This is a genomic window from Pseudomonas sp. LBUM1657 (assembly GCF_059716075.1).
This window is the reverse complement of record NZ_CP166799.1, coordinates 2,371,756-2,392,588: the sequence shown is the minus strand read 5'-3', so window position 1 is coordinate 2,392,588 and position 20,833 is coordinate 2,371,756. Positions and strand designations below refer to the sequence as shown.

The 20,833-nt window shown below is 56.5% G+C and carries 17 protein-coding genes; 11 read left to right on the top strand and 6 right to left on the bottom strand.

From position 1 onward, the window contains the following. Window positions 1-9 precede the first annotated feature (9 nt). From ACA055_RS10915 to hglS, 3 genes are all read left to right on the top strand, one after another. Window positions 10-1,464, top strand: a complete 1,455-nt coding sequence (locus ACA055_RS10915) for a flavin-containing monooxygenase (RefSeq protein WP_497683617.1) — start codon at window positions 10-12, stop codon at window positions 1,462-1,464. A gap of 22 nt (window positions 1,465-1,486) precedes the next feature. Further along, a complete protein-coding gene (locus tag ACA055_RS10910) occupies window positions 1,487-2,443 on the top strand; it encodes an alpha/beta fold hydrolase (protein ID WP_497683616.1) in 957 nt (318 codons plus the stop codon). 110 nt (window positions 2,444-2,553) lie between these two features. Beyond that, window positions 2,554-3,936, top strand: a complete 1,383-nt coding sequence (gene hglS, locus ACA055_RS10905) for a 2-oxoadipate dioxygenase/decarboxylase HglS (RefSeq protein ID WP_497683615.1) — start codon at window positions 2,554-2,556, stop codon at window positions 3,934-3,936. A gap of 52 nt (window positions 3,937-3,988) precedes the next feature. Here the strand turns inward: hglS and ACA055_RS10900 are convergent, their stop codons facing one another. Further along, a complete protein-coding gene (locus ACA055_RS10900; RefSeq protein ID WP_497683614.1) occupies window positions 3,989-4,666 on the bottom strand; it encodes a type 1 glutamine amidotransferase domain-containing protein in 678 nt (225 codons plus the stop codon). A 424-nt stretch (window positions 4,667-5,090) separates the two neighbouring features. On the opposite strand from ACA055_RS10900, the gene ACA055_RS10895 reads away from it, so the two are divergent. From ACA055_RS10895 to ACA055_RS10860, 8 genes are all read left to right on the top strand, one after another. Then, window positions 5,091-5,609 carry an Hcp family type VI secretion system effector gene (locus ACA055_RS10895; RefSeq protein WP_497683613.1) on the top strand — a complete coding sequence of 173 codons (519 nt, stop codon included), beginning with the start codon at window positions 5,091-5,093 and terminating at the stop codon, window positions 5,607-5,609. Window positions 5,610-5,741: 132 nt separating this feature from the next. After that, window positions 5,742-7,784: a type VI secretion system Vgr family protein gene (locus tag ACA055_RS10890; protein WP_497683612.1), complete on the top strand. Its 2,043-nt coding sequence runs from the start codon at window positions 5,742-5,744 to the stop codon at window positions 7,782-7,784. Beyond that, on the top strand, window positions 7,777-8,664 hold the full coding sequence (locus ACA055_RS10885) for a DUF4123 domain-containing protein (RefSeq protein ID WP_497683611.1): 888 nt from the start codon (window positions 7,777-7,779) through the stop codon (window positions 8,662-8,664). The genes ACA055_RS10890 and ACA055_RS10885 overlap by 8 nt, the downstream gene beginning before the upstream one ends. 168 nt (window positions 8,665-8,832) lie before the next feature. After that, a complete protein-coding gene (locus ACA055_RS10880; protein ID WP_497683610.1) occupies window positions 8,833-12,276 on the top strand; it encodes a toxin VasX in 3,444 nt (1,147 codons plus the stop codon). Beyond that, complete coding sequence (locus ACA055_RS10875; RefSeq protein WP_497683609.1) at window positions 12,269-13,324, top strand: DUF6708 domain-containing protein; 1,056 nt, start codon at window positions 12,269-12,271, stop codon at window positions 13,322-13,324. The genes ACA055_RS10880 and ACA055_RS10875 overlap by 8 nt, the downstream gene beginning before the upstream one ends. A gap of 28 nt (window positions 13,325-13,352) precedes the next feature. Next, entirely contained in the window at window positions 13,353-14,447 is a 1,095-nt protein-coding gene (locus ACA055_RS10870; protein ID WP_497683608.1) for a DUF6708 domain-containing protein, read from the top strand. Between the two features lie 121 nt (window positions 14,448-14,568). Then, the gene (locus ACA055_RS10865; RefSeq protein ID WP_497683607.1) at window positions 14,569-14,712 is read left to right on the top strand and encodes a hypothetical protein; all 144 of its coding nucleotides are present in this window, start codon (window positions 14,569-14,571) and stop codon (window positions 14,710-14,712) included. A gap of 219 nt (window positions 14,713-14,931) precedes the next feature. Then, window positions 14,932-15,351: a hypothetical protein gene (locus tag ACA055_RS10860; protein ID WP_497683606.1), complete on the top strand. Its 420-nt coding sequence runs from the start codon at window positions 14,932-14,934 to the stop codon at window positions 15,349-15,351. Between the two features lie 55 nt (window positions 15,352-15,406). On the opposite strand, the gene ACA055_RS10855 is transcribed toward ACA055_RS10860, so the two are convergent. The 5 genes from ACA055_RS10855 to ACA055_RS10835 form a co-directional block, all read right to left on the bottom strand. Continuing rightward, on the bottom strand, window positions 15,407-16,228 hold the full coding sequence (locus ACA055_RS10855; RefSeq protein ID WP_497683605.1) for a VanW family protein: 822 nt from the start codon (window positions 16,226-16,228) through the stop codon (window positions 15,407-15,409). 583 nt (window positions 16,229-16,811) lie between these two features. Beyond that, window positions 16,812-16,985: a hypothetical protein gene (locus ACA055_RS10850; RefSeq protein ID WP_497683604.1), complete on the bottom strand. Its 174-nt coding sequence runs from the start codon at window positions 16,983-16,985 to the stop codon at window positions 16,812-16,814. A gap of 11 nt (window positions 16,986-16,996) precedes the next feature. Further along, window positions 16,997-17,239 carry a hypothetical protein gene (locus ACA055_RS10845; RefSeq protein WP_497683603.1) on the bottom strand — a complete coding sequence of 81 codons (243 nt, stop codon included), beginning with the start codon at window positions 17,237-17,239 and terminating at the stop codon, window positions 16,997-16,999. Window positions 17,240-17,301: 62 nt separating this feature from the next. Beyond that, window positions 17,302-18,372, bottom strand: a complete 1,071-nt coding sequence (locus tag ACA055_RS10840; protein WP_497683602.1) for a lipocalin-like domain-containing protein — start codon at window positions 18,370-18,372, stop codon at window positions 17,302-17,304. Continuing rightward, entirely contained in the window at window positions 18,362-20,833 is a 2,472-nt protein-coding gene (locus ACA055_RS10835) for an FtsX-like permease family protein (protein WP_497684386.1), read from the bottom strand. Before ACA055_RS10835 ends, ACA055_RS10840 begins: the two co-directional genes overlap by 11 nt.

Below are 20,833 nucleotides of genomic sequence, written 5' to 3'. Positions count from 1 at the left end.
AGGAGACCCATGCAGACCTTTCACGTGTTGATCATCGGCAGCGGTTTTGGCGGCCAGTGCGCGGCGATCAATTTGCTCAAGGCAGGCATTGACGATTTTCGTCTGTTGGAACGGCGGGACTTTTTCGGCGGCACCTGGTGCCAGAACACTTACCCCGGCGCGGCCGTCGATGTGCCCTCACCGCTCTATTCCCTGTCCTTCGCCCCCTACCGCTGGACGCAGATGTTCGCCGAACAGGCCGAACTGCACCGCTACACCCAGTACGTGGTGGAGCATTTCGGCCTGAGGGACAGAGTGGAACTGGCGGCCAATGTCGAGCGCGTCGAATGGGACGACGACGCCAAACGCTGGGCGGTCCACACCGGCAGCAAAGGCGCGTTCTATGCCCGGTTCCTGATCAACGCCACCGGGCCGCTGAGCCAACCCGTCATCCCACACTTCGAGGGCCAGGAACGGTTCCAGGGCAAGACGTTTCACACCAACCATTGGGATCATGCCTACGATTATCGGCATAAACGCGTGGCCATCGTCGGCAGTGGCGCCAGCGCGGCTCAGGTCATCCCGGCGATTGCCCCGGACGTCGAGCATTTGCATGTGTTCCAGCGCACGCCCCACTGGGTCTTGCCCCGGGCCGACCGCACCTTTGGGCCCTTCCAGCGCTGGTTGCTGGGCTTGAAACCGGCCTACAAGCTGCTGCGCTGGATGCTCTACTGGCAATTCGAAACCCGGGTGATTGCCTTCAAATATTCGAGGCCGGCGATCCGCATGGTCCAGCAGTACGCCCTGCGCTTCCTCAAACGCCAGGTGCCTGACCCTGAACTGCGCCGAAAACTGACGCCAGATTTCACCATCGGCTGCAAACGGGTGATTGTCTCCAGCACCCTGTACCCGGCGCTGGGTCGCGGCAACGTGACGCTGCACAGCCGCGAGCAAGGCATCGCCGCCCTCGACGAAACCGGCATCGTTACCCAGGACGGCCAGCACATCGACGTCGACCTGATCGTCTGGTCCACCGGTTACGACGCCACCGACGGGGTGATTTCCTACCCCGTTACCGGAAAAAACGGCACCCGGCTGAAAGATGTCTGGGCCCTCTACCCCCGCGCCTATCTCGGCACCAGCCTGCCGGCGTTTCCCAACCTGTTTATCGTCACCGGGCCGAACACCGGCATCGGCCACACTTCGGCGCTGTTTATCATCGAATCGCAGATGAACTACATCCTCGACTGCATTCGTACGGTGAAAAATCGAGGTTTGCGTAGTATCGAAGTACGCCCCGAAGCCGAACGTACCTACACTGAAATGATTCATAGAGAAATGGAACGTACCGTGTGGAAGTCCGGAGGCTGCCACAGTTGGTATCAAAGCAAGAGCGGTCATGTGATTGCGATGTTTCCGGGGTTCAGTTTCAGCTATCACCGGTTGACCAGGGCCCTGAAACCCGCTGATCACATTCTGTCCTGATCCTGTAGAAGGAAAATGCCTGATGCTCGTGTTGGTTGTCGCACTCGCAGTTTTCGCGGCCTGGAGCTGGTTGAGTTACCCGGCCATCGGCCATTGGCTCTATGACTTGAATATGGCGATAGAGGCCAAGCTGTATCGGCTGCACAAAATCGTCGTGCCGATAGCGGAAATGACCGTCTCGACCTGGCAAGGCGGGCCGTACGAAGCCTCCAGCAGTGTGCTGATGCTCCATGGTTTCAGCGCCGACAAGAACATCTGGCTGCGCTTTGCCCGGCACTTTGTCGGCAACTATCGGGTGATCATCCCCGACATCGCCGGTCATGGCGAAACCGGCTTTAAGGCCGGCGGCGGCTACGACATTCCCTTGCAGGCCAAGCGGATGATCCAGTTGCTCGACGTCTGCGGCGTCGAAAAAGTCCATGTGATCGGCAATTCCATGGGCGGTTACATGGCGGCGTGGCTCGCGGCCACTTACCCGGATCGTATTGTTTCGGTGGCCCTGATCGACCCGGCGGGCGTCACCGCCCCAGAGATCAGTGACCTGGAACGGCATTTGGCGAAAGGCCACAACCCGTTCCTGATTCATTCACGGGAAGAATTCCGCCGTTTTTACGCCATGACCATGGCCGAACCACCGTGGGTACCGGGGGTGATACTGGACGCCATGGCCCAGCGTTATGAACAGAGTTGCGAGGAACTGGAAGAGATCTTCAGGGACTTGCGCGCCAGCCCGCCAATGGAACCGAAACTCCCTGACATCAAGGCCCCGGCGCTGTTGTTGTGGGGGCACAAGGATCGCTTGATCGACGTCAGCAGCGTGGCCATCTGGAGTAAAGGCATTGCCGACCTGCGCGTGGAAGTCTGGGACCACACCGGCCATATGCCCATGGTGGAACATCCGACGGGCACGGCGCGCTTGTATCGGGAGTTTTTGGCATCGCTGCGCTCGGAAAGCCCTCAGGATCAGCGACTGCACTGATCAAGCAGTCCTTTGCAGAATGAAGTTCGTCAGAAACTTCGTTTGTCGGCACCGCTGAAGGCTGCGATCTTTTCCCACATCCTTCACGTCACCGCGCCAGGAATTTTTGCATGAGCCACCCGAACTTCGTCAGCCCTGACCTGATCCGCCAACGCTTCTCCAAAGCGATGTCCGACATGTACCGCGAAGAAGTGCCGCTGTACGGCGCGCTGATGGAACTGGTGGAACAGACCAACCGCCACGTGCTGGACAGCGAGCCGCAGATTGCCCGGCAGTTGAACAGCACTGGCGAAATCCAGCGCCTGGACCTGGAGCGCCACGGCGCGATCCGCGTCGGCACCGCCGATGAACTGGCGACCCTCGCCCGGCTGTTCGCGGTGATGGGCATGCAACCGGTGGGTTACTACGACCTGACCCCGGCCGGCGTGCCGGTGCATTCCACCGCGTTCCGTGCGGTGCATGAAGCGGCGTTACAGGTCAGCCCGTTCCGAGTGTTCACCTCGCTGCTGCGTCTGGAGCTGATCGAAGACCTGGAGCTGCGCGCCTTCGCCCAGTCGGTGCTGGACAAGCGTTCGATCTTCACGCCTGCGGCGCTGATCCTGATCGAACGCGCTGAAATCCAAGGTGGCCTCACCGAACAAGAGGCCCAGGACTTCGTCGAGCAAGCCCTGGAAACCTTCCGCTGGCACCACAGCGCCACCGTCACCGCCGAGCAGTATCAGAAACTCAGCGCCCAGCATCGACTGATCGCTGACGTCGTGGCGTTCAAAGGCCCGCACATCAACCACCTGACGCCGCGCACCCTCGACATCGACATCGTCCAGGCGCAGATGCCCGCCCACGGCATTACGCCCAAAGCAGTGATCGAAGGACCGTCCCGCCGTCGATGCCCGATTCTGCTGCGCCAGACCAGTTTCAAGGCGCTCGATGAGCCTGTCGCCTTTACCGATCAAGACAACACCAACGGCAGCCACAGCGCACGCTTCGGTGAAATCGAGCAACGCGGCGCTGCACTCACCCCCAAGGGGCGAACGCTTTACGACCGTTTGCTCAATGCCGCCCGGGACGAACTCAACGACTTCCCCAACGAAGCCAATGCCGCACGCTACAACGCGCTGATGGCGCAACACTTCAGCGAATTCCCTGACACCATCGAGGGCATGCGCCAACAGGAACTGGCGTACTTTCGCTACTTCGTTACGGAAAAAGGCCTGGGGGCCGAGGAATTGAAATCCTTGTCGCTGGAGGATCTGCTCAGTGGCGGGTATCTGCGGGTTGAACCGCTGGTGTACGAAGATTTCCTGCCGGTCAGCGCGGCGGGGATTTTTCAGTCGAACCTTGGAGATGCGGCACAAACCCACTATGGGGTGCATTCGAACCGGCAGGCGTTCGAGAAGGCGCTGGGGCGGTCGACCATTGATGAGTTGGAGTTGTATGCGCAGACGCAGCGGCGGTCGATCGAGGCGTGTTTTGCATCATTGACCGATCGCTAATCAACACCGAACTGTAGGAGCCCGGCGTGCCGGGCACCTACTACGTTTGTGTTTACTTCAGCTTCGCCAGCAGCGCCTCAGCCGTTGCCTCAGAAGACGCCGGATTCTGACCGGTCAGCAGCAGGCCATCAGTGACCGTGTAGCTCGCCCAGTCATCGGCCTTGGAGTAAATACCGCCCCTCTCCTTGAGCATGTCTTCCACCAGAAACGGCACGACGTTCGTCAGTTGCACAGCCTCTTCTTCGGAGTTGGTGAACCCTGTCACGCGCTTGCCCTTGACCAACGGTTGGCCGTCCTCGTCCTTGGCATGACGTAACACACCGGGGGCATGACAGACCGCCGCGATGGGCTTGCCGGCCTTGTACAGCGCCTCGATCAGCGCGATTGAAAAAGTGTCTTCGGCCAGATCCCAAAGCGGGCCATGGCCGCCGGGAAAGAAAATCGCGTCATAATCTTCGGCTCTCGCGCTGCTCAACAAAGCGGTAGATGCCAAGGCGGACTGAGCTGCGGAGTCTTTGCGGAAGCGGTCAGTCGCCGCGGTTTGCGCGTCCGGCTCGTCGCTTTTAGGGTCCAGCGGCGGCTGGCCGCCCAACGGCGAGGCCAAAGTCAGTTGAGCGCCGGCGTCCTTGAAGACGTAATACGGTGCGGCGAATTCTTCCAGCCAGAAGCCGGTTTTCTTACCGGTGTCACCCAATTGATCGTGGGACGTTAGAACCATCAGGATTTTCATGTCGTTCTCGCTCCATTACAGGGTTATTCGCACGCTCAACGGCGCACGGGGGACCTGTGTGATGGACCCTTCGCTGTGTCAGTTTGTTTCACTTGTCACTCGCGAGCCTTGAGTGATGGCGCGAAGCCTTGATGCGCAAGAACTTGCGCAGTTCACCCGCTAAAAAGAACATTCCCTCTCCCGCATCCCCGACTCAACAAGGCCTCCAGCCCAGTGCGCAAGAAGTTGCGCAACGGTGCGCAACTTCTTGCGCACGCCGGTGACGTTTCCTACATGAAAACAATAAATATCCTACGCACAAAACCTCAAGACATTGTTTTATATAAGTTTTTTCATGAATGGCACAAACCTTGATCTGTAAGAAGTACCCACCGGGCGATACCGCCTCCCGGGCACCCTCACTTACTAAGCAAGGAGAGCATCCATGGCTACACCAGCGTATATGTCCGTCACTGGCGAGAAACAAGGTCTGATCACTGCTGGCGCCTTCACCGCCGACTCCGTTGGCAACACCTACCAGGAAGGTCACGAAGACCAGGTCATGGTTCAGGGTTTCAGCCACGAAGTGATCATCCCGCGTGACCCGCAGTCCGGCCAGCCTACTGGTCAGCGCGTGCACAAACCTGTCGTGATCACCAAGGTGTTCGACAAGGCTTCCCCGCTGCTGCTGGCTGCCCTGACGTCGGGCGAGCGCATGACCACTATCGAAATCAAGTGGTACCGCACCTCGGCTCAAGGCACCCAAGAGCACTACTACACCACCAAACTTGAAGACGCGATCATCGTCGACATCAAGGACTACATGCACAACTGCCAGGACCCGGCGAACTCGCACTTCACCCACCTGGAAGACGTACACTTCACCTACCGCAAAATCACCTGGACCCACGAAGTATCCGGTACTTCGGGTTCCGATGACTGGCGTTCCCCGGTCGCTGGCTAAGTCTGGCCGACCGTTTCAAGCATCGGCCAGCTCTGCTGGTCGATGTTGTTTACGCCCCTCCAGAATTTTCGCGTCCGCCAGCACCCTTCTCGGGTACAGGTGTTCGCCGCAGCACTGCACGAGGAACAAGGGATGTTCGCGCCGGCCAACCAGACTCACTTCAGCCTGACCATCGAAGGTCTCAAGAACGACTTTCAGGTACTCGCCCTCAACGGTCGGGAAGCCATCAGCCAGCCCTTTGTGTTTGAGGTGGAACTGGTCAGTGAACAGCCATCCCTGGACCTCGAAAGCCTGCTGCACAAACCGGCCTTCTTGCAGCTTGCACAGAACGGCACCGGCATCCATGGCCAGATCTATCGCGCCGCCCAGGGTGATTCCGGCAAACGCCTGACCCGCTACGCGGTGACCCTGCGTCCGCAGCTGTCTTACCTGGCGCATCGCATCAACCAACGCATCTTCCAGAACCTCACGGTGCCGAAAATCATCGGCATGGTCCTCGAAGAACACGGCATCCAAAGCAATGCCTACGCATTCAACGTCGGGGCGATTTATCCTGAGCGCATTTACTGCGTCCAGTACGATGAATCGGACCTGCAGTTCGTCCAGCGCCTGTGCGAGGAAGAAGGTATCCACTACCACTTCCAGCACAGCGCCACGGCCCACAAACTGGTGTTCGGCGATGACCAGACGGTGTTCCCGAAACTCGCGCCCGTGGCCTATCAGCAAGACTCCGGCATGGTCGCCAACGACCCGGTGATCAAGCGCTTCGACCTGCGCCTGGAAACCCGCACCAGCCGCATCACCCGCCGCGACTACGACTTCGAAAAACCGCGCCTGACGCTGGAAAGCGAAAACCGTGGCGACGCCCTGCCCGACCTCGAAGACTACGACTACCCCGGTCGTTTCATCGACCGCGAACGCGGCAAGCACCTGGCCAAACGTGCCCTCGAACGTCACCGCAGCGACTTCCAGCTCGCCGAAGGCAAAAGCGATCAGCCGTTGCTGGTCAGTGGCCACTTCCTGGCCCTGACCAAACACCCAAAAGCCAAATGGAACGACCTGTGGCTGCTGACCGAAGTCCTCCACGAAGGCAAACAGCCGCAAGTGCTGGAAGAGTCGGTCACCAGCGACACGACCCAGCTCAAGGACGATTTCCACCAGGGCTACCGCAATCGCTTCCAGGCCACGCCGTGGGACGTGCCGAACCGCCCGCCCCTGACCCAGAAAAAACCGCGCATCCTCGGCAGCCAAAGCGCTGTGGTCACCGGGCCGAAAGGTGAAGAGATCCACTGCGATCAATACGGCCGCGTCAAAGTGCAGTTCCACTGGGATCGCGAAGGCCAGGCCGACGACAAGACCAGCTGCTGGCTGCGCGTCTCCTCCGCCTGGGCCGGCGCCCACTACGGCGGCATCGCCATCCCGCGCATCGGCATGGAAGTGCTCGTCACCTTCCTTGAAGGCGACCCCGACCAACCGCTGATCAGCGGCTGCCTGTACCACAAGGAAAACGTCGTCCCGTACGCATTGCCGGCGAACAAGACCCGCACCACCTTCAAGACCCTGAGCTCGCCGGGCGGCGCAGGCTTCAATGAGCTGCGCATCGAAGACAAAAAGGGCCAGGAACAAATCTTCCTGCACGCCCAGCGCGACTGGGACGAAAACGTCGAGCACGACCAGAAAATCCGCGTCGGCAACGAACGCCACGACACCGTCGAGCAAAACAGCTACAGCGAATTCAAGGCCGAAGAACACCACACGGTCTATGAAGATCGCAAAGTCGAAACCCGCGCGAACGACCACCTGACCGTGGGCGTGAACCAGCACATCAAGATCGGCACCGGGCAATTCATCGATGCCGGGCAAGAGATTCACCTGAGCAGCGGCATGAAAGTCGTGCTCGAAGCCGGCAGCGAACTGACGCTGATCGGTGGCGGCAGCTTCATCAAGATCGATTCCGGCGGCGTGACCCTGAGTGGGCCGGTGATCAACATCAACTCGGGTGGTGGACCGGGTAGCGGGACGGGCGCGGCGCCGTTGTTGCCGGGGGCGTTGAAGCAGGCGGACGCGGACAAGGCCGGTCAGTTGCTCGTGCCAGCGCAGCGGCAGGCGCTGATGCAGAAAAAACCAATCTGCGCGATCTGCGAGAAGGCCAAATTGGAGGCGCAAAATGCTTAAGTCGCCGTGGCCGCTGGAGAACGGGTTGCCCCAAGGCCTGCCATGGAATGGCACCGTCGGCTTACTGCTGGATGGCGTCAGTGTCGAGAAGCTGCCTCAGCATCTTTATCAATGGTCGGAAAATCCTGTTTTCGAGCCTCTCTACCTAGGCACCCACTGGGCCGAATTGGGTGACGTTTCGCCGTGCCTGATTCAGATAAAAGCGCAAAACAATCCCATTCTGGCGAAGTTTCTGGCTCAGCCCCGCCAGGAGTGGGGCTACCTCGTGCTCAGTGATCAACCCTGGGAGCGAATGGTTGACCACTTCCGCTGGCTGACCAGCGTCATGCACCCACAAGGTGAAGAAGTGCTCCTGCGCGTGGCCGATCCTGCCGTGGCCCATGCGCTGCTCAGCCACGCTGAAACCATCAAGGACCCTACCCTGTTCGGTCCCTGCTCGCAGATTGTCACCGCCGACGCGGCACTGGGTTGCTGGCACATAGACCAGCGACCAGGCCAAGCATCCGAACCCAATCACAGCACACTCTACCGCTTGAGCGACGAGCAACTGAGCCAACTGGATGAAGTGAATTTCCGCAGCATCGTCCTGCGCCTCGACGAACACATGCACGAATACTTCCCGTCCTATCAGGCACAATCAACGCCCTTGCAACGCTGGGAACACCTGCACGCATTGGCTTCAACCTCCTACGATCGCGGGTTCAATACCGAACTCGACATCACCCTCTATGCCAACATTCACGGCTTTTTGGGCGAACAGGCGCTGGAGGAGCATTCGGACCTGGATGCGGTTCTGAAGACCCCGTCGGAACAAACGCCCGCTCAGCGACTCGAACGGGTCGCTGATATTGCCCAGGAACGGGCGGCAAAACCGGATTGATAGAGAGTGCTCAAGCGAGCATCACTCTTTGCCTAACAGGCAGCTTTTTGTGAGACTGCGCCGCGCATTGGTAAAACCACCGGCAGCAACACTCACGTCATCACCAAGAACTGAGCAAATGGGTGAACCAATCCGCCCTTGCTACCCGATGCTGGAAAGGAATTCCGAATGAGCCAGACAGGTAAGAATCCAAACGCAGTCGACCTGCCCCGCAGCGATGCCAAGTGCTCCACCGGCGGCTGTTCGCAAATGAAGCAAAAACTTCAGCTGATTCCCCTGCGCTATGGACTTGTCGAACGGCTCGACCCTTCTTCCGAATTATCGCTTCCTTACAAAACCGTCTCGCGCCCAATGGGGATTCGCCTGCTGCGCGATGGCTGGCTTTACATCATCGATAACACGACCGGTTATTTGCACGAATACGAGGTCAAGAATGGCATCGTCACCAAGTGCATCTGGAAAGGCAAAGAAGCCACTCAAGACAAGCGTACGGGTTCCGCAGGCGAAAACGCTCTGGTCTTCACGCGTGGCAGCTCCCTGCACATAGCCTATGCCGAAGTGCAATGGACCGCCGCCAAGTGCTCGCAGATGCTCAAGTCGAGCAAAGAGCGCGACCTGTTCATGCAGAAAGTAAATCTCTCTAAAGGTGACGTGGAGAAAGGTGGTCCACATCTGCTGACTGACAAGCAAGCTGAAAAGTGGATCGCAGAAGTTGCAGAGAAACCTGCTACACAAGCACCACCGGCAGGCGCACACCCTGAGGAAAGTAAGGACTACATCTGGGAAGACCAGAAGGACTTGTTCAAGTCGGCTCAGCTCGGCACCCTGAAAAAATCGTTGCTGGCAGCCTATGAAAAAGACCATTTCTTTCTGGTATTCAAGGACAGCATTGGGGTAATGCGAGATCTTGCCGAGCAGCAGGACAAAGTGGTTGGCTGGATCGATGAATGGGTACTCAAGGAGAAAAACGACCTTAAGTACTCAATCGGTAACTACATCGAAACGCTCATGGTGGTCAGCGATAACTCTGCCCGACAAGCGGGTACCAGCGATGCCTTGTTTGAAAAAACCTCACCTGAGCAACGACAAAAAATCTATGACTACGTTAATTCGCGAAATGAATATGACGGAGCGAGAACCAACACCACTGATCTGCCGCAGAGAGTAAGCCGGGTTCGGGTACCCAACCCAAAGGTTGGCGCCGCTTACAAGGTCATGAACAACAAAAAGCAGGAAATGATCGACTCCCTCGGCAAAAGTCTTTACAGCGATCTGGAAGATGACATTGAGGTGTTGGAAGACAAAAGTCATGCGGCGGTGCAAGGCAAGGGCTTGGGTGCTCGTGGTATTCACGACCTTGTTCGCTACAAGGAGATGAACAACTACCTGGAAACCGAGCGTTCCCATATGAAGCGCTGGACCTCTCGCCTGAACCGAATTACCGATGATCGGGTGGGGCTGTTCACCAAAAGCGAGTACCACATGAGTGCGTGGTATTTCGATGCGGATGTGCCGGATCAGTTGAAGTCGGCGCTAGTCACTGAACAGAACTGTGTCCGGGATCTATGCCGTACAGAAGACAGTTTAAAACTAGTTGGCGAATATCTGCATGGAGCTCCCTATTACAGTCTTCCGGCATTTGCCAGCCATCTTAATCTTGAATTCTTTCTCAAGAAAAAAGGTGACTTGCTGAAGTGGCTGGATGATGGGAGAAACCTGAGGGGTGGATTGGATGACGCAAAAGCTCGGGCTGACGCCATGGGTGCGTTCACTGGCCGTTATTGGGCAACGAATTTGACCCCAGACGCCTTGAGTTTGAGTCACGCAATCAGTGCGGCCTATTCACCAGCGGTCGCGCTGCGCTTACAGAATTGGCTTTCTGATTTACAGGAAAAGCTCAACGGCGCTGAACTTAATTCGCATCTGGACAAATTCTCAACCCATACCAACCGGGCACATCGCTTAGCGACGCATAACGCTCTGCAAAACGCTGGTATCACACCGAAAGTAGCCACCGCGCAGGACAAACAGTTTTTTCTGGAGCGAATGGGCAGACTTGGAAAAATTCTGGAGACTGAGGATCAATTAATTCGTGACCGAAATCGCGCACAGAAAGAAAGCAAGCGTCGTGTTCCGAGTAGCGATGAGCAGGCCCAGGCCAGACAAACGGCAGCAAAATCTGAAAAAATAGAGTTAAACCGTCAATTATTTATGCTTCGCAAAGAGCGTCAGGCACTGTCTGCACAGATACAAGAAAGCATTGTCACGACGAATACGTTGACTACAGGGTATGTAGGGGTCCGGCTAACGCTTGAGACCCCACAGCAAACATTGTTAAATAATGAAATAGCTAAATTGAAGCAAGGCGCATTAAGAGGGTACGGCGAACCCGGTGCAGGGCTTTCAGCTTTCAAAAGCGGTGTAATACCCATGGCTGCACTATTTTTTCAAGTACGAAATCTCGGCGATGCTATCGAAACTTGGAAAAACATCCCCGGCAGCAAATCACTGAAAGAGCAAGTTGTTGGAATTGGTGCGTTCACAGGAGCCACCGCTGCAGCGTTATCGGTCTATCAAAATGCACACATTTCGGTGGCAGATAAAGGCTTTAGGGCAATTACAACCAGCTCAGCAGGAAAGTCCGGAGGGCTTTTCGCCGCAAAGCTCGGAAGATTGGGACTCGGACTGGGCGTCGTGATTGCGCCTTTAACATTGATCGGTTCCGTCGGTACCAGTTGGGACAACTGGGACAAATGGACTGATGCATTACTAACTGGAACGGCAGGTGAAAAAGCAGGAGCGTTAATGGCGCTCACTGGTGATGTAGGAAATACAGGAATCGCAGTTGCTACAACGGTCAGAGGTTTTTGGGATATTGGGGTAATAGGCCGTACTTACGTTACCGCCGCACCAAGCCAACGCGCTGCAGCGATAGGTTACGTTTGGGGAACGCGGGGCGTGCGCTTCCTCAGTTTCTCCGCCCGATTGACTCCATGGTCGCTAGGGCTCACGGCCCTACAATTGGGGGGAGAGGCGTTGTTCAACTATTTCAACCTTGATGATCAACAGCGTTGGATGTTGAGTTGCTGCTGGGGCAATGAAAATAAACAATGGGATATGCCAAAACACGCTCAAGCCTTGGCCGAGGTCAACCTGCGCCCTGTAATAACCGATGTAGGAATTGTTAAGCGACAACTGGATGGGACGAGTGTTCGCGCCCTGACTTTCGATTTCCCTGGAGTAAGTTTTGAAAGATTGAACAAAACTCCTCTCCGCGTCCAGGCTGAATTGTCGGCACAGTTAACGCGCCCTGCGGTGGATGTTGGAGAGTACATACGAGACAATTTCCAGCTAGCCAGCATTAACCCAATGAAACTCCAGCTAGAAATCCCAGAAGATTGGTGCGGCGAGCAATCTCAACTCAAGTTACGCTTGAGCATTCAACCCGACTTAGCTGCTGCGCCACTGAAGGCCGAAGACAACTATCTATTCTATCCCGTGTCACTACGTTTCTCCGGCATCAACAAGCCCCTTAGAGGCGACTCTTCAATTAAACCAAATCAAACCCCTTTGAAATGGGTTGACGTTAAACCGGAGCATTTACATGCCTGAGAATAAGCATGACCGCCTGCCTCATGCTGGAGACTTCGAAAATGGATCCGGCACTGAAATTATTTACTTATCACCTAAACCTATTCCTACAGGCATGCCGCCTATAAGCGCTCGTCAATTACATCGTACGGCTAATGACGCTTTCCTTGACTTTGCTGTTGGTCGTGGGAACTTCGAGTTCATGGCACGTGCAGGTATTGGATCTGTGATATTTCTTGTTGTGCTATTATTTACCATTACCGGATACCTGTCTTGGATAAGACGGCACATGGAGCCCTTTCTAGCCAGCTGGTGGGATTTTTTCTCAGGCATTGCAGTTTGGGGGATTATAATACCGCTCGCCATTTTATATTTTATAATTTTTGTTGTTGCAGCCCATCAAGTAACGAAACATCCACCCATTCGCTTCAACCGACAACGACGAGAAGTAGTTTTCATTCCTAAGAAAGGAGCCCCCCCCCGCTACATTCCTTGGGAAACAACTATTGCATGCGTGTCAGTAGGCCAACTCATAACGCAGTATGCCGTAATACCCGAGTACAAATTAATGATTGGGTTACGTGACGTCAGCACTGGCGATGTACTTTGGTCTACCGTCCCTAGCGGAAACTTAAGCATGGCAGTTTCGGAGTGGGAAGCAATCCGTGCCTATATGGAGGAAGGGATCGCTGCCTTACCCTCAGATCAATCTAACGAGCTAGAGGAAGGAACTGTCGATTATTTTAATTTATGCCGCCGCAACTACCGTCTAGATCACTCTTTTTTAAGATACGCCTGGGGCTTTTTAACGATTCAATTTTTCAGCGGTTGGACTTTGCCCTGCTACATTTCTGGCTGGGTCAACAATCGGCCTAAAGCAGGGTTCCCTAAAGAAGTCCTGGAGTGGTCAAAGCCACTTCCAGTCGACCAACACGCTGCCCCTAGTGAAGAGTTACTCAAGGAAAGCGCCGAAATCCGGAAAGCGTTTGCCAAAGGCCAAACCTTGCTGGATTACTTCAAGGTGAAATTTGCCAAACCGGTTGAAGAGTCTGAAGCGGCAGCCTCCTAAGTCGTATTCACTTTTTTGGTTATCTCGCATGCCATCAATACCTAAGCAGTACGACGAGCTCGACACTAAACAGCAGCGCCCTGTCGCTGGGGAAACCCGTCGTATTGCCACGGGAGAGGCTCTGTTTTTCTCGCCACTGCCGGTTCCGACCGGGCAAATGCCGATGGATTTGGGTGCAAGCTTTGTCGAAGTCAACGACACCTATTTGGACTTGGGTAGTAGCAACCTCACCAAGTCTTTCCAAGCAAGAGTAGCGGCGTCCCTTCCTACAGTCGCGGTTATCGTTTGCCTTCTTGTTCTCCCGACTCTGATGGGCTTCGCATCATTCATAAATCCATTCGGGCGGAGCTTTTGGTTTTACTTCAGTGACTTTTTTGAGTTTGGATTGTTGCTAGCACTCTGGAGCGGGGCGGGAGCAGCGCTCATTGGCCTATACGCGATTATCAGCACCACCCGAACCAAAGCCCGTACTCGCCCCATCCGCTTCAACCGCCAACGCCGAGAAGTCTGCTACTTCCCGGACGGCTCCGACGTGCCGGTGATCCAGCCTTGGGAAGAAATGGTGGCGTGGATTTCGGTCAGCACCGGCTTTACGGGGGTTGGCGTCATCAGCAGCTACACCTTCGGCATGGCCATAGACAATCCCAAGGCCGATACAGTGCACTTTATGACCCAAGAGGTCATGACGCCAGTTCATGGGCTAGGCAAATGGGAAGCCATCCGTGTTTATATGGAAAAAGGCCCGGAGTTCTGCCCAGGTAAAGCCCCCTACGAAGGTCGTCACACCTTCGATAAAGAACGCGAAGATATGCTCGAGGAATACCAGCACAACGAGCGTTCCGCTCTTGGGGTTGGTTGGTGGTACCTGACCCATCTGATCACCTGGTGGCGTTTCCCATATTGGGTAGCGGAATGGGACCACCGTTTCAGCATGAAATCTTTACCTGATTCCATTGCTGAATGGTCTAAACCTCTACCACTTGACCAGTGGGCCATGCCCTCTGCTGCGCTGAAAGAGCAGAGTGCGAAGATCGAAAAGGCTTTCGCTCAAGGGCAGGATTTCATGACGTACTTCAAGGCAAATCTGAACGACACAAAGGCAGAAGCATCAGCAAATAGCTGAACAACACGGGGGGAGCAATCAGGCCTTCCGCTACCGGTGACGCAACGCTTTAAAGTTGAAAACGATTTTTTGGCAGTGAAGGCATCGATGGAACGAGCTGACCGGAACTCAAGGAAATTGCATGGCTCTGAAAGACCTCATAAAACAGGCGAATGCAAAGTATGGAGCCCCGCCTACCGCAGTTCTCAGCGCTGATGTACCGACGGGGCAACTCCCTATGGAACTGTTTATCACCGATGAACACACCGAACATTTTTGTCATTAAAAACCGGCGATGGTACTGACCGCGGGCGCCTAACGGGGTTAATGGCGCTAGGAGCGATTCCATGTTTACTAGTAGCCCTATGGCTAGTCGCGACCGGAAATGGTGATTATGACGGTGTCAGCAATGCTCTGATTGTGGCCGTTCCGATGCTAGTAATTCCCTTCTTATGGGAGATTTTTCGCCAGCTACCTTTGCCTATAATTTTCAATAGACGTACTCGTGAAATCTACTTTGACAACAATGGGGAAGACCCTTGATATGCAAAAAGGCTTTTGGGAATACATTCGGTCTTACATGAACAACGGCCCTTGGTTTGATAAAGAGGGGAATCCTAGTAACTCCGACAAATTCGTTAAAAGCCAGATAGCATCGAACCTTAAGCAGTCGGAATTTCTTGGTCATACCCGTCAAGTCATTGCTGAGAAGAAAGCCGCTGCCAGCGGTAAAAATTACTTAAGCGGCAGTGATGCCGCGATGTTCTTGGGAAACCTGTTTTTTTACCCATCGCACCTCATTCAAGATTTCACCTACAAAATCGCTAAGCGTCGTTCCCGTAATCGCTGGTCAAAACTCGTGCTTGAACGCCTGCGGCCCGATGGCCCGACCACCAGATTGGTTGACCTTGAGAATCAAGGCTAGCTCATGACCTATTTTAAATAAAAAAAACGGGCGATCTTATGATCGCCCGTTTTTTTTATCCATCCACCTCCAGCAAACTTTCCTCAACCTCATACTTGACCACCACCCGATTTTTATAAAGCCGCTCACTCTCCAACACCCGACTCTCCTGCCCTTTGTTCCTCACCTCTCGCCAGATTTCGTTTTCTCGAAAAACCCGACCACCCTCGCGCACAAATCGATGCCCAAGTTGATAAACGTGATACCGAAACTCTCTCGCCTGATCGCATAATAATTCCCCTTCCAACTGCTGCTCAGCCACATTCAGTTTCAACTGAAAGTGTCGATCCGTCGGGTTATGCAACACCAGGTCAATGTAGTTGTAAAAAATCGCCGCGCCGGAACCGAAGGGTAGAACCCGACCCTCATCAGGAAACGGATCGAAACTATGATTCGAGCGTTCAACCACCACCAACGGCGAGTGAATGGCCATCCAGTGAATCAGGTTGCTCAGTTGACAAATTCCGCCGCCTACCCCACTGCGCGCTTCACCAAATGACAGCTCCATTCCTTCGACGTACCCGCGTTTGCGGGTGGGGCGGCCCACGAGTCGGCAGAACGAAAAGTATTCTCCGGGGCCTATGACGACGCCGTCGATGCTGGCCACGGCCAGTTTCAAGTTGATGACTTTGCTGTGTTGCAGGGCAAGATCGGAGTTGCCGAGTTTGCGGATCAGTTTGGAGGTGTGCTTGAGGTAGCGGAACGGCAGCCGGGTTGCGGCGTCTTTCGGATGCGCGTAATGCTTGCGGGAGAAGCGCCAGGCCAGTTGGCGGAATAGTCTTTTTTGCCACACGCGCAGCCAGTAGAGCGCTGGGTGGTAGAGGGAGAGTGGTTTCATCCGTGTCACAACGGCGACCGTCGTTTTCATCCTTGATTTTGAAAGTGCTTTGCATCTTGACGCAATAATGCGCTGCGTATTGCACCTCGATAAGGTGTTCGCCCAGTGTAATGGCCTTGGCAATCCATGCACCGGTAAAGAGCCCTGACACTGGGCGAACGGGAAGTATTTTAATAGAAGTGGGTGAATATGTCCGCGTATATGAACATGAAATTTTTTCGAGCAACATTAATTAAATGTCAGCCCAAATACTATTATGACAAGCCACGCAAACTCACCAGTTCGACCATTAAAACTGATTGTTCCTATACAAAAAATTGTACAGGAACAATCAATATATAGAGCTAATACTCAACTTTCGTGTTGGCTGGTCACTTTTAATATATCGGTATAGGTCACCACGACACTCTGCCCTACTTTCAAATCCTTCAGTTTTTTCTGAACTTCAGGTCTTTCAACGTCGACGGTTTTGGATTGGCCGGCAAGGTTTTCGAAGGGTCATCTGGTTATCCTTTGATGGGTGGCAGCGGACGGCTCTGAATCAAGGTTCAGCGCCATCCATGCCGATCAGCATAGACGCTGATCAGGGATTTTTTGCAGTTTCTTGCGCGGTGGATTCGCCGCTCTCGGTGCCCTTGCCGCTTTCCTTGCGTCGGGTCGGATCGGTGGGGCGCAGCGCGTCGTTATCGCGCTCGACTTCGCCTGGTGGGCGCGGCTCGTCGGGGTGTTCCGAGGTATCAACCGGCTTGCGACTCATGGTGGTTCTCCTCAGGCTTCGGGATCGTCGACTTCGTGGGCGACGTTCACGGCGGGTGAGTCCTTGTGGGACTGTTCGGCTTTGCTCTTCAGCGCCTGCCACTGTTCAAGGTCAATGGCGCCCTGCCCCAACAGGTCGTCGGCCACCCGCAACAGTTCACTGTAATGGGCGTCGGGGGACTGTTGCCAGTAGGCCTTGTCTTCAAACAGGCGCTGCCAGGACGCAAGGTCAGGGGGTTTGAGGTCTTCGCTCATGGCGGGCTCCTGTGAACGGGCTTATTAAATTAGGAGGCCATCGCTCTGGCGAGAGTTCCGACTCAATACCCGGTCATTTCCAGATAGCCCTGCCCGCCCTGGCTGCCGCTCAACCGCACGGGTCCTTCCCAATAAGGAATGCGCAAATTCATCCAGGCATGGGGGTTTAGGGCATCGAGGGTGATGTCGAGGTGTTTGCCGGGGATTTTGATCGACCAGCGCACCGGCATCGAGCGCCCTGCCACGTTGGCGGTGTCTTGCGGTGTGAGGCTGATGTCGCTGGCGTGCAACAACTGCGTCCGGCCCTGAGCATCGATCCATGTGCCCGTGAGATAAGGATCGCCCTCCTTGTGCCGCATGCGGTAGAGCATCACGTGCTCACCGCTGTCCAGGTGCAGGGAAAACCAGTCCCAACCGGTCTGATTGGCCGTCAGCGGCTGGCTGCTCCATTCGCGATCGAGCCAGGCCGGGCCGCTTACTTGATAATTTTTCCCATCGATTTGCAGCGCACCGCTGGCCTGAAAAAACGGCTGACTGTAGTAGTACGACGCCTGGCCCTGTTCGGATTTCTGGCTGAAACCCTTGTCCCCATGCAGCACCAGCGGTCGTGTGGACGTCAGCCGTAATTGGTAGTTGAACCCCTTGTCCCGAGCGCTGAGTTGCAGGTCGGCCAACGGATTTTCCGGGGTGGCCTGACTGCTGAAACGCCAATCGTCGATCCACGCATTGAACGGCGTCACGCTAACGCCGGCCTGGTCGACGCCGCCACGCGCGTAGCGTTCGGCGGCGTAATGCGTGGTAGCCGAGGTCACTGCCGCGTGACCGAGCCAGATCGTCTGATTGCCCCAGCCGGCCACCTCGGGCACGGCGCTCAAGGCACTGCGAAACAGAGTCCACTGCACGCCGAACTCGTTGCCCTGATCGTCCTTGAGGTTGGCGGTGACGTACCACCATTCAATACGAAAACCGTCGTGAGGCCCGTGATCCGCCGGGAAGCTGAACACCCGCCCGGGCACCACCGGGGTGAACGCCGCCGCCTGATTGCCCAGCCCCGCGAAGCCTTTCTCATCAGGCACCGAGTTATCGCAGCCGCCGAGCAAGGCCAATAACAATACGCCGACCTTAATCCTCATGAGCAAACGTCCTCAGCAGGTCCGCCGGTTGCGTGCGATACAGCGAGTACAGCGGCCACGCCGAGGCCAGCAACGTCGCGAGCAGTGCCAGCCCCATCAACTGCAACAATTGCAGCGGGAACACCCGCAATGGCAGACGCCAACCAAAGGCCTGGACGTTGATCACTGTGTCCAGGCACCAGGCCAGGGCGATGCCCAACGGCAACGCCAGCACCAAGGTCAGCACCGCGAGCAACCAGGTTTGCCCGAGGTTGAGCAGCATCAATTGTCGACGCGTCACACCCAACGCCCACAATGGCGCCAGTTGCCCGAGGCGGCTCTGGCTCTGGGTCAGCAGGCTGATGAACAGCGCCACCCCCGCCACGCACAGGGTCAGGCTGTTGAGCGCAGCGGTCGCGGCGAAGGTGCGTTCGAACACTTGCGTCGACCAGCCCTTGAGCCGGGCCTGGTCGACGATGCGGCTGTCCTCCAGGGCGAAGCGTGCTTGCAGCGCAGTCAGGAACGCCGGGATCGACGCGGGGTCGATACGCAGGTTGAAACGGTTCGGCGTCAGCTGCGGCCAGCCGCGCAGCAGATGATTGACGTTAACCAGCACGTGGCCCTTGGGATTGCCGTAGTCGGCGTAGATGCCGACGATCTGTGGCGACCACGGGCCGCTCGGTGTGGGCAGCGTCAGGTGGTCGCCGAGACGTACGTTCAACCGGCGGGCCAGTTGTTCGCTGAGCATCAGCGTGTCATCCGTGGCCAGGCGATCCCACGGCTTGTCGCCCAAGGCTTCCAGCAACGGCCAGTGCTGGCGATAGGTCGGGTGGTCGATCACGCCGAAGACATCCGTCGGCCAGCCCTGCAACTGGATCGACACCTGCCAGTTGGGCAGCACCGCCGTGAGTTGTGGCTGTTGTTCGAGCCAGGTGTGCAGTTCTCGGGCCTGGGCCGGGTTTTGTGGATTGAGGTAGAGCTCGGCGGTCAGCCGTTGTTCGAGCCAGTTGCTGAAGGTCTGGCGAAAACCGGCGGTCATGCTGCCGGCACCGATGTTCGCCGCCAATGCCAGGAGTAGCGCCATCAACGCCAGACTCAGGGCCGGCAGTTGCTGACGGCAATCGGCGAGAAACCACTGGCCGAGCACCGATCGACTGCGGCTCAGCACCAGGTTCAACACGGCACTGAGCACCACCGGCAACGCCAACGCGGCACCGAGCAACAGCGCCCCCATCAGCACAAATCCACTGGCCAGGCTGTCGCCCCGGAGCAACGCCAGCAGCGCGATCACGGCGGCCACCGCCGCGACCCAACCTTGACGCCGCAACCAGCGCGCGTGGGCCTGATGCCACGCCTGCGGGTCAGCCAGGGCCAACAACGGCAGGCGCGCAGCGCGCAACAGACTGTTTGCACCGGCCAGCAACGCACCGAGCAAACCCAGGCCAACGCCGCTCAGCCACCACAACGGACTGAGGTTCAACCGCCCCGGCACTTCGGCACCGTATAACCCGCGCAGGCTGGCGGCGACGTCCGGCAACAATACGCTGGCCAGCAAGTAACCGCTGACGACTCCGGCGAGCCCACCGATCAATGCCAGGCCACCCAGTTCAACCGCCAGACAAGCAATCAGCATTCGAGCACTGACGCCGCAGGCGCGCAGGGTTCTAAGCAAGCTTCGGCGTTGCTCCAGCGCCAGCCCGATCGCGGCGTGGACGATGAACAGGCCGACCACGAAAGACAGAAAGCCCAAAGCGTCGAGATTCAGGTGAAAACTTTCGGTCAGGCGCGACAGGTTGTTTTCTTCGCCGCTGGTCTTGAGTTGGAGCTGCCCCTTGAATTGATCCGGCAGGTTCGCGGTGAAATCCTTCGGTAACAGCAAACGCGACAGTTGATCCGGCAAGCCCAGAATCTGTTGAGCGAAGCCAATGTCTACCAACAACAAACCGGGTGCCATATCGGTTTGCACACGCAGCGGCGGCAATGCCACACCGTTCAAATTCAACGGCTGTTCACCCTCGTGCAGACCCAGTGCCTGCAAGGTCTGCGGCGAAATCCAGGTGCTGCCCGGCGGGCTGAAAAACTCAACGACCTTTGCGATATCCATCGCCTGTCCGGCCACTGCGGAACCGGCCGGCAACGATACCGGTTCGATCCCCATCAACTGCAAACGCTGGTCTTCATGGCCCTTGAGCGTCACCCGACCTTGCAGCACCGGCGACACCGGCCAACCTGCGCGACGCAGGTCGACAAACACTTGCTGGGAGAACGTCGCGCCACTGGGCGCACTGAGACTGGCCTGCGGTTCACCGCCGATCAGCTGACTGGCCCGGGCATAACTTTCCCGCGCCTGGCTGTTCAATGCTTGCACACCGGTCAACAGACTGGTGGCGAGCCACAGCCCGGTCAGTACACTGAAAAACTGCACCGGGTGCTGCCGCCAATGGCTGAGCAGCGCCCGCAGGGTTTCGCGAAAGACTCGCAC

Excerpts from the sequence above, each read along its gene's own strand:
- ACA055_RS10915 (WP_497683617.1), top strand. The coding sequence starts at position 10 with ATGCAGACCTTTCACGTGTTGATCATCGGCAGCGGTTTTGGCGGCCAG.
- ACA055_RS10910 (WP_497683616.1), top strand. The coding sequence starts at position 1,487 with ATGCTCGTGTTGGTTGTCGCACTCGCAGTTTTCGCGGCCTGGAGCTGG.
- hglS (WP_497683615.1), top strand. The coding sequence starts at position 2,554 with ATGAGCCACCCGAACTTCGTCAGCCCTGACCTGATCCGCCAACGCTTC.
- ACA055_RS10900 (WP_497683614.1), bottom strand. The coding sequence starts at position 4,666 with ATGAAAATCCTGATGGTTCTAACGTCCCACGATCAATTGGGTGACACC.
- ACA055_RS10895 (WP_497683613.1), top strand. The coding sequence starts at position 5,091 with ATGGCTACACCAGCGTATATGTCCGTCACTGGCGAGAAACAAGGTCTG.
- ACA055_RS10890 (WP_497683612.1), top strand. The coding sequence starts at position 5,742 with ATGTTCGCGCCGGCCAACCAGACTCACTTCAGCCTGACCATCGAAGGT.
- ACA055_RS10885 (WP_497683611.1), top strand. The coding sequence starts at position 7,777 with ATGCTTAAGTCGCCGTGGCCGCTGGAGAACGGGTTGCCCCAAGGCCTG.
- ACA055_RS10880 (WP_497683610.1), top strand. The coding sequence starts at position 8,833 with ATGAGCCAGACAGGTAAGAATCCAAACGCAGTCGACCTGCCCCGCAGC.
- ACA055_RS10875 (WP_497683609.1), top strand. The coding sequence starts at position 12,269 with ATGCCTGAGAATAAGCATGACCGCCTGCCTCATGCTGGAGACTTCGAA.
- ACA055_RS10870 (WP_497683608.1), top strand. The coding sequence starts at position 13,353 with ATGCCATCAATACCTAAGCAGTACGACGAGCTCGACACTAAACAGCAG.
- ACA055_RS10865 (WP_497683607.1), top strand. The coding sequence starts at position 14,569 with ATGGCTCTGAAAGACCTCATAAAACAGGCGAATGCAAAGTATGGAGCC.
- ACA055_RS10855 (WP_497683605.1), bottom strand. The coding sequence starts at position 16,228 with ATGAAACCACTCTCCCTCTACCACCCAGCGCTCTACTGGCTGCGCGTG.
- ACA055_RS10850 (WP_497683604.1), bottom strand. The coding sequence starts at position 16,985 with ATGAGTCGCAAGCCGGTTGATACCTCGGAACACCCCGACGAGCCGCGC.
- ACA055_RS10845 (WP_497683603.1), bottom strand. The coding sequence starts at position 17,239 with ATGAGCGAAGACCTCAAACCCCCTGACCTTGCGTCCTGGCAGCGCCTG.
- ACA055_RS10840 (WP_497683602.1), bottom strand. The coding sequence starts at position 18,372 with ATGAGGATTAAGGTCGGCGTATTGTTATTGGCCTTGCTCGGCGGCTGC.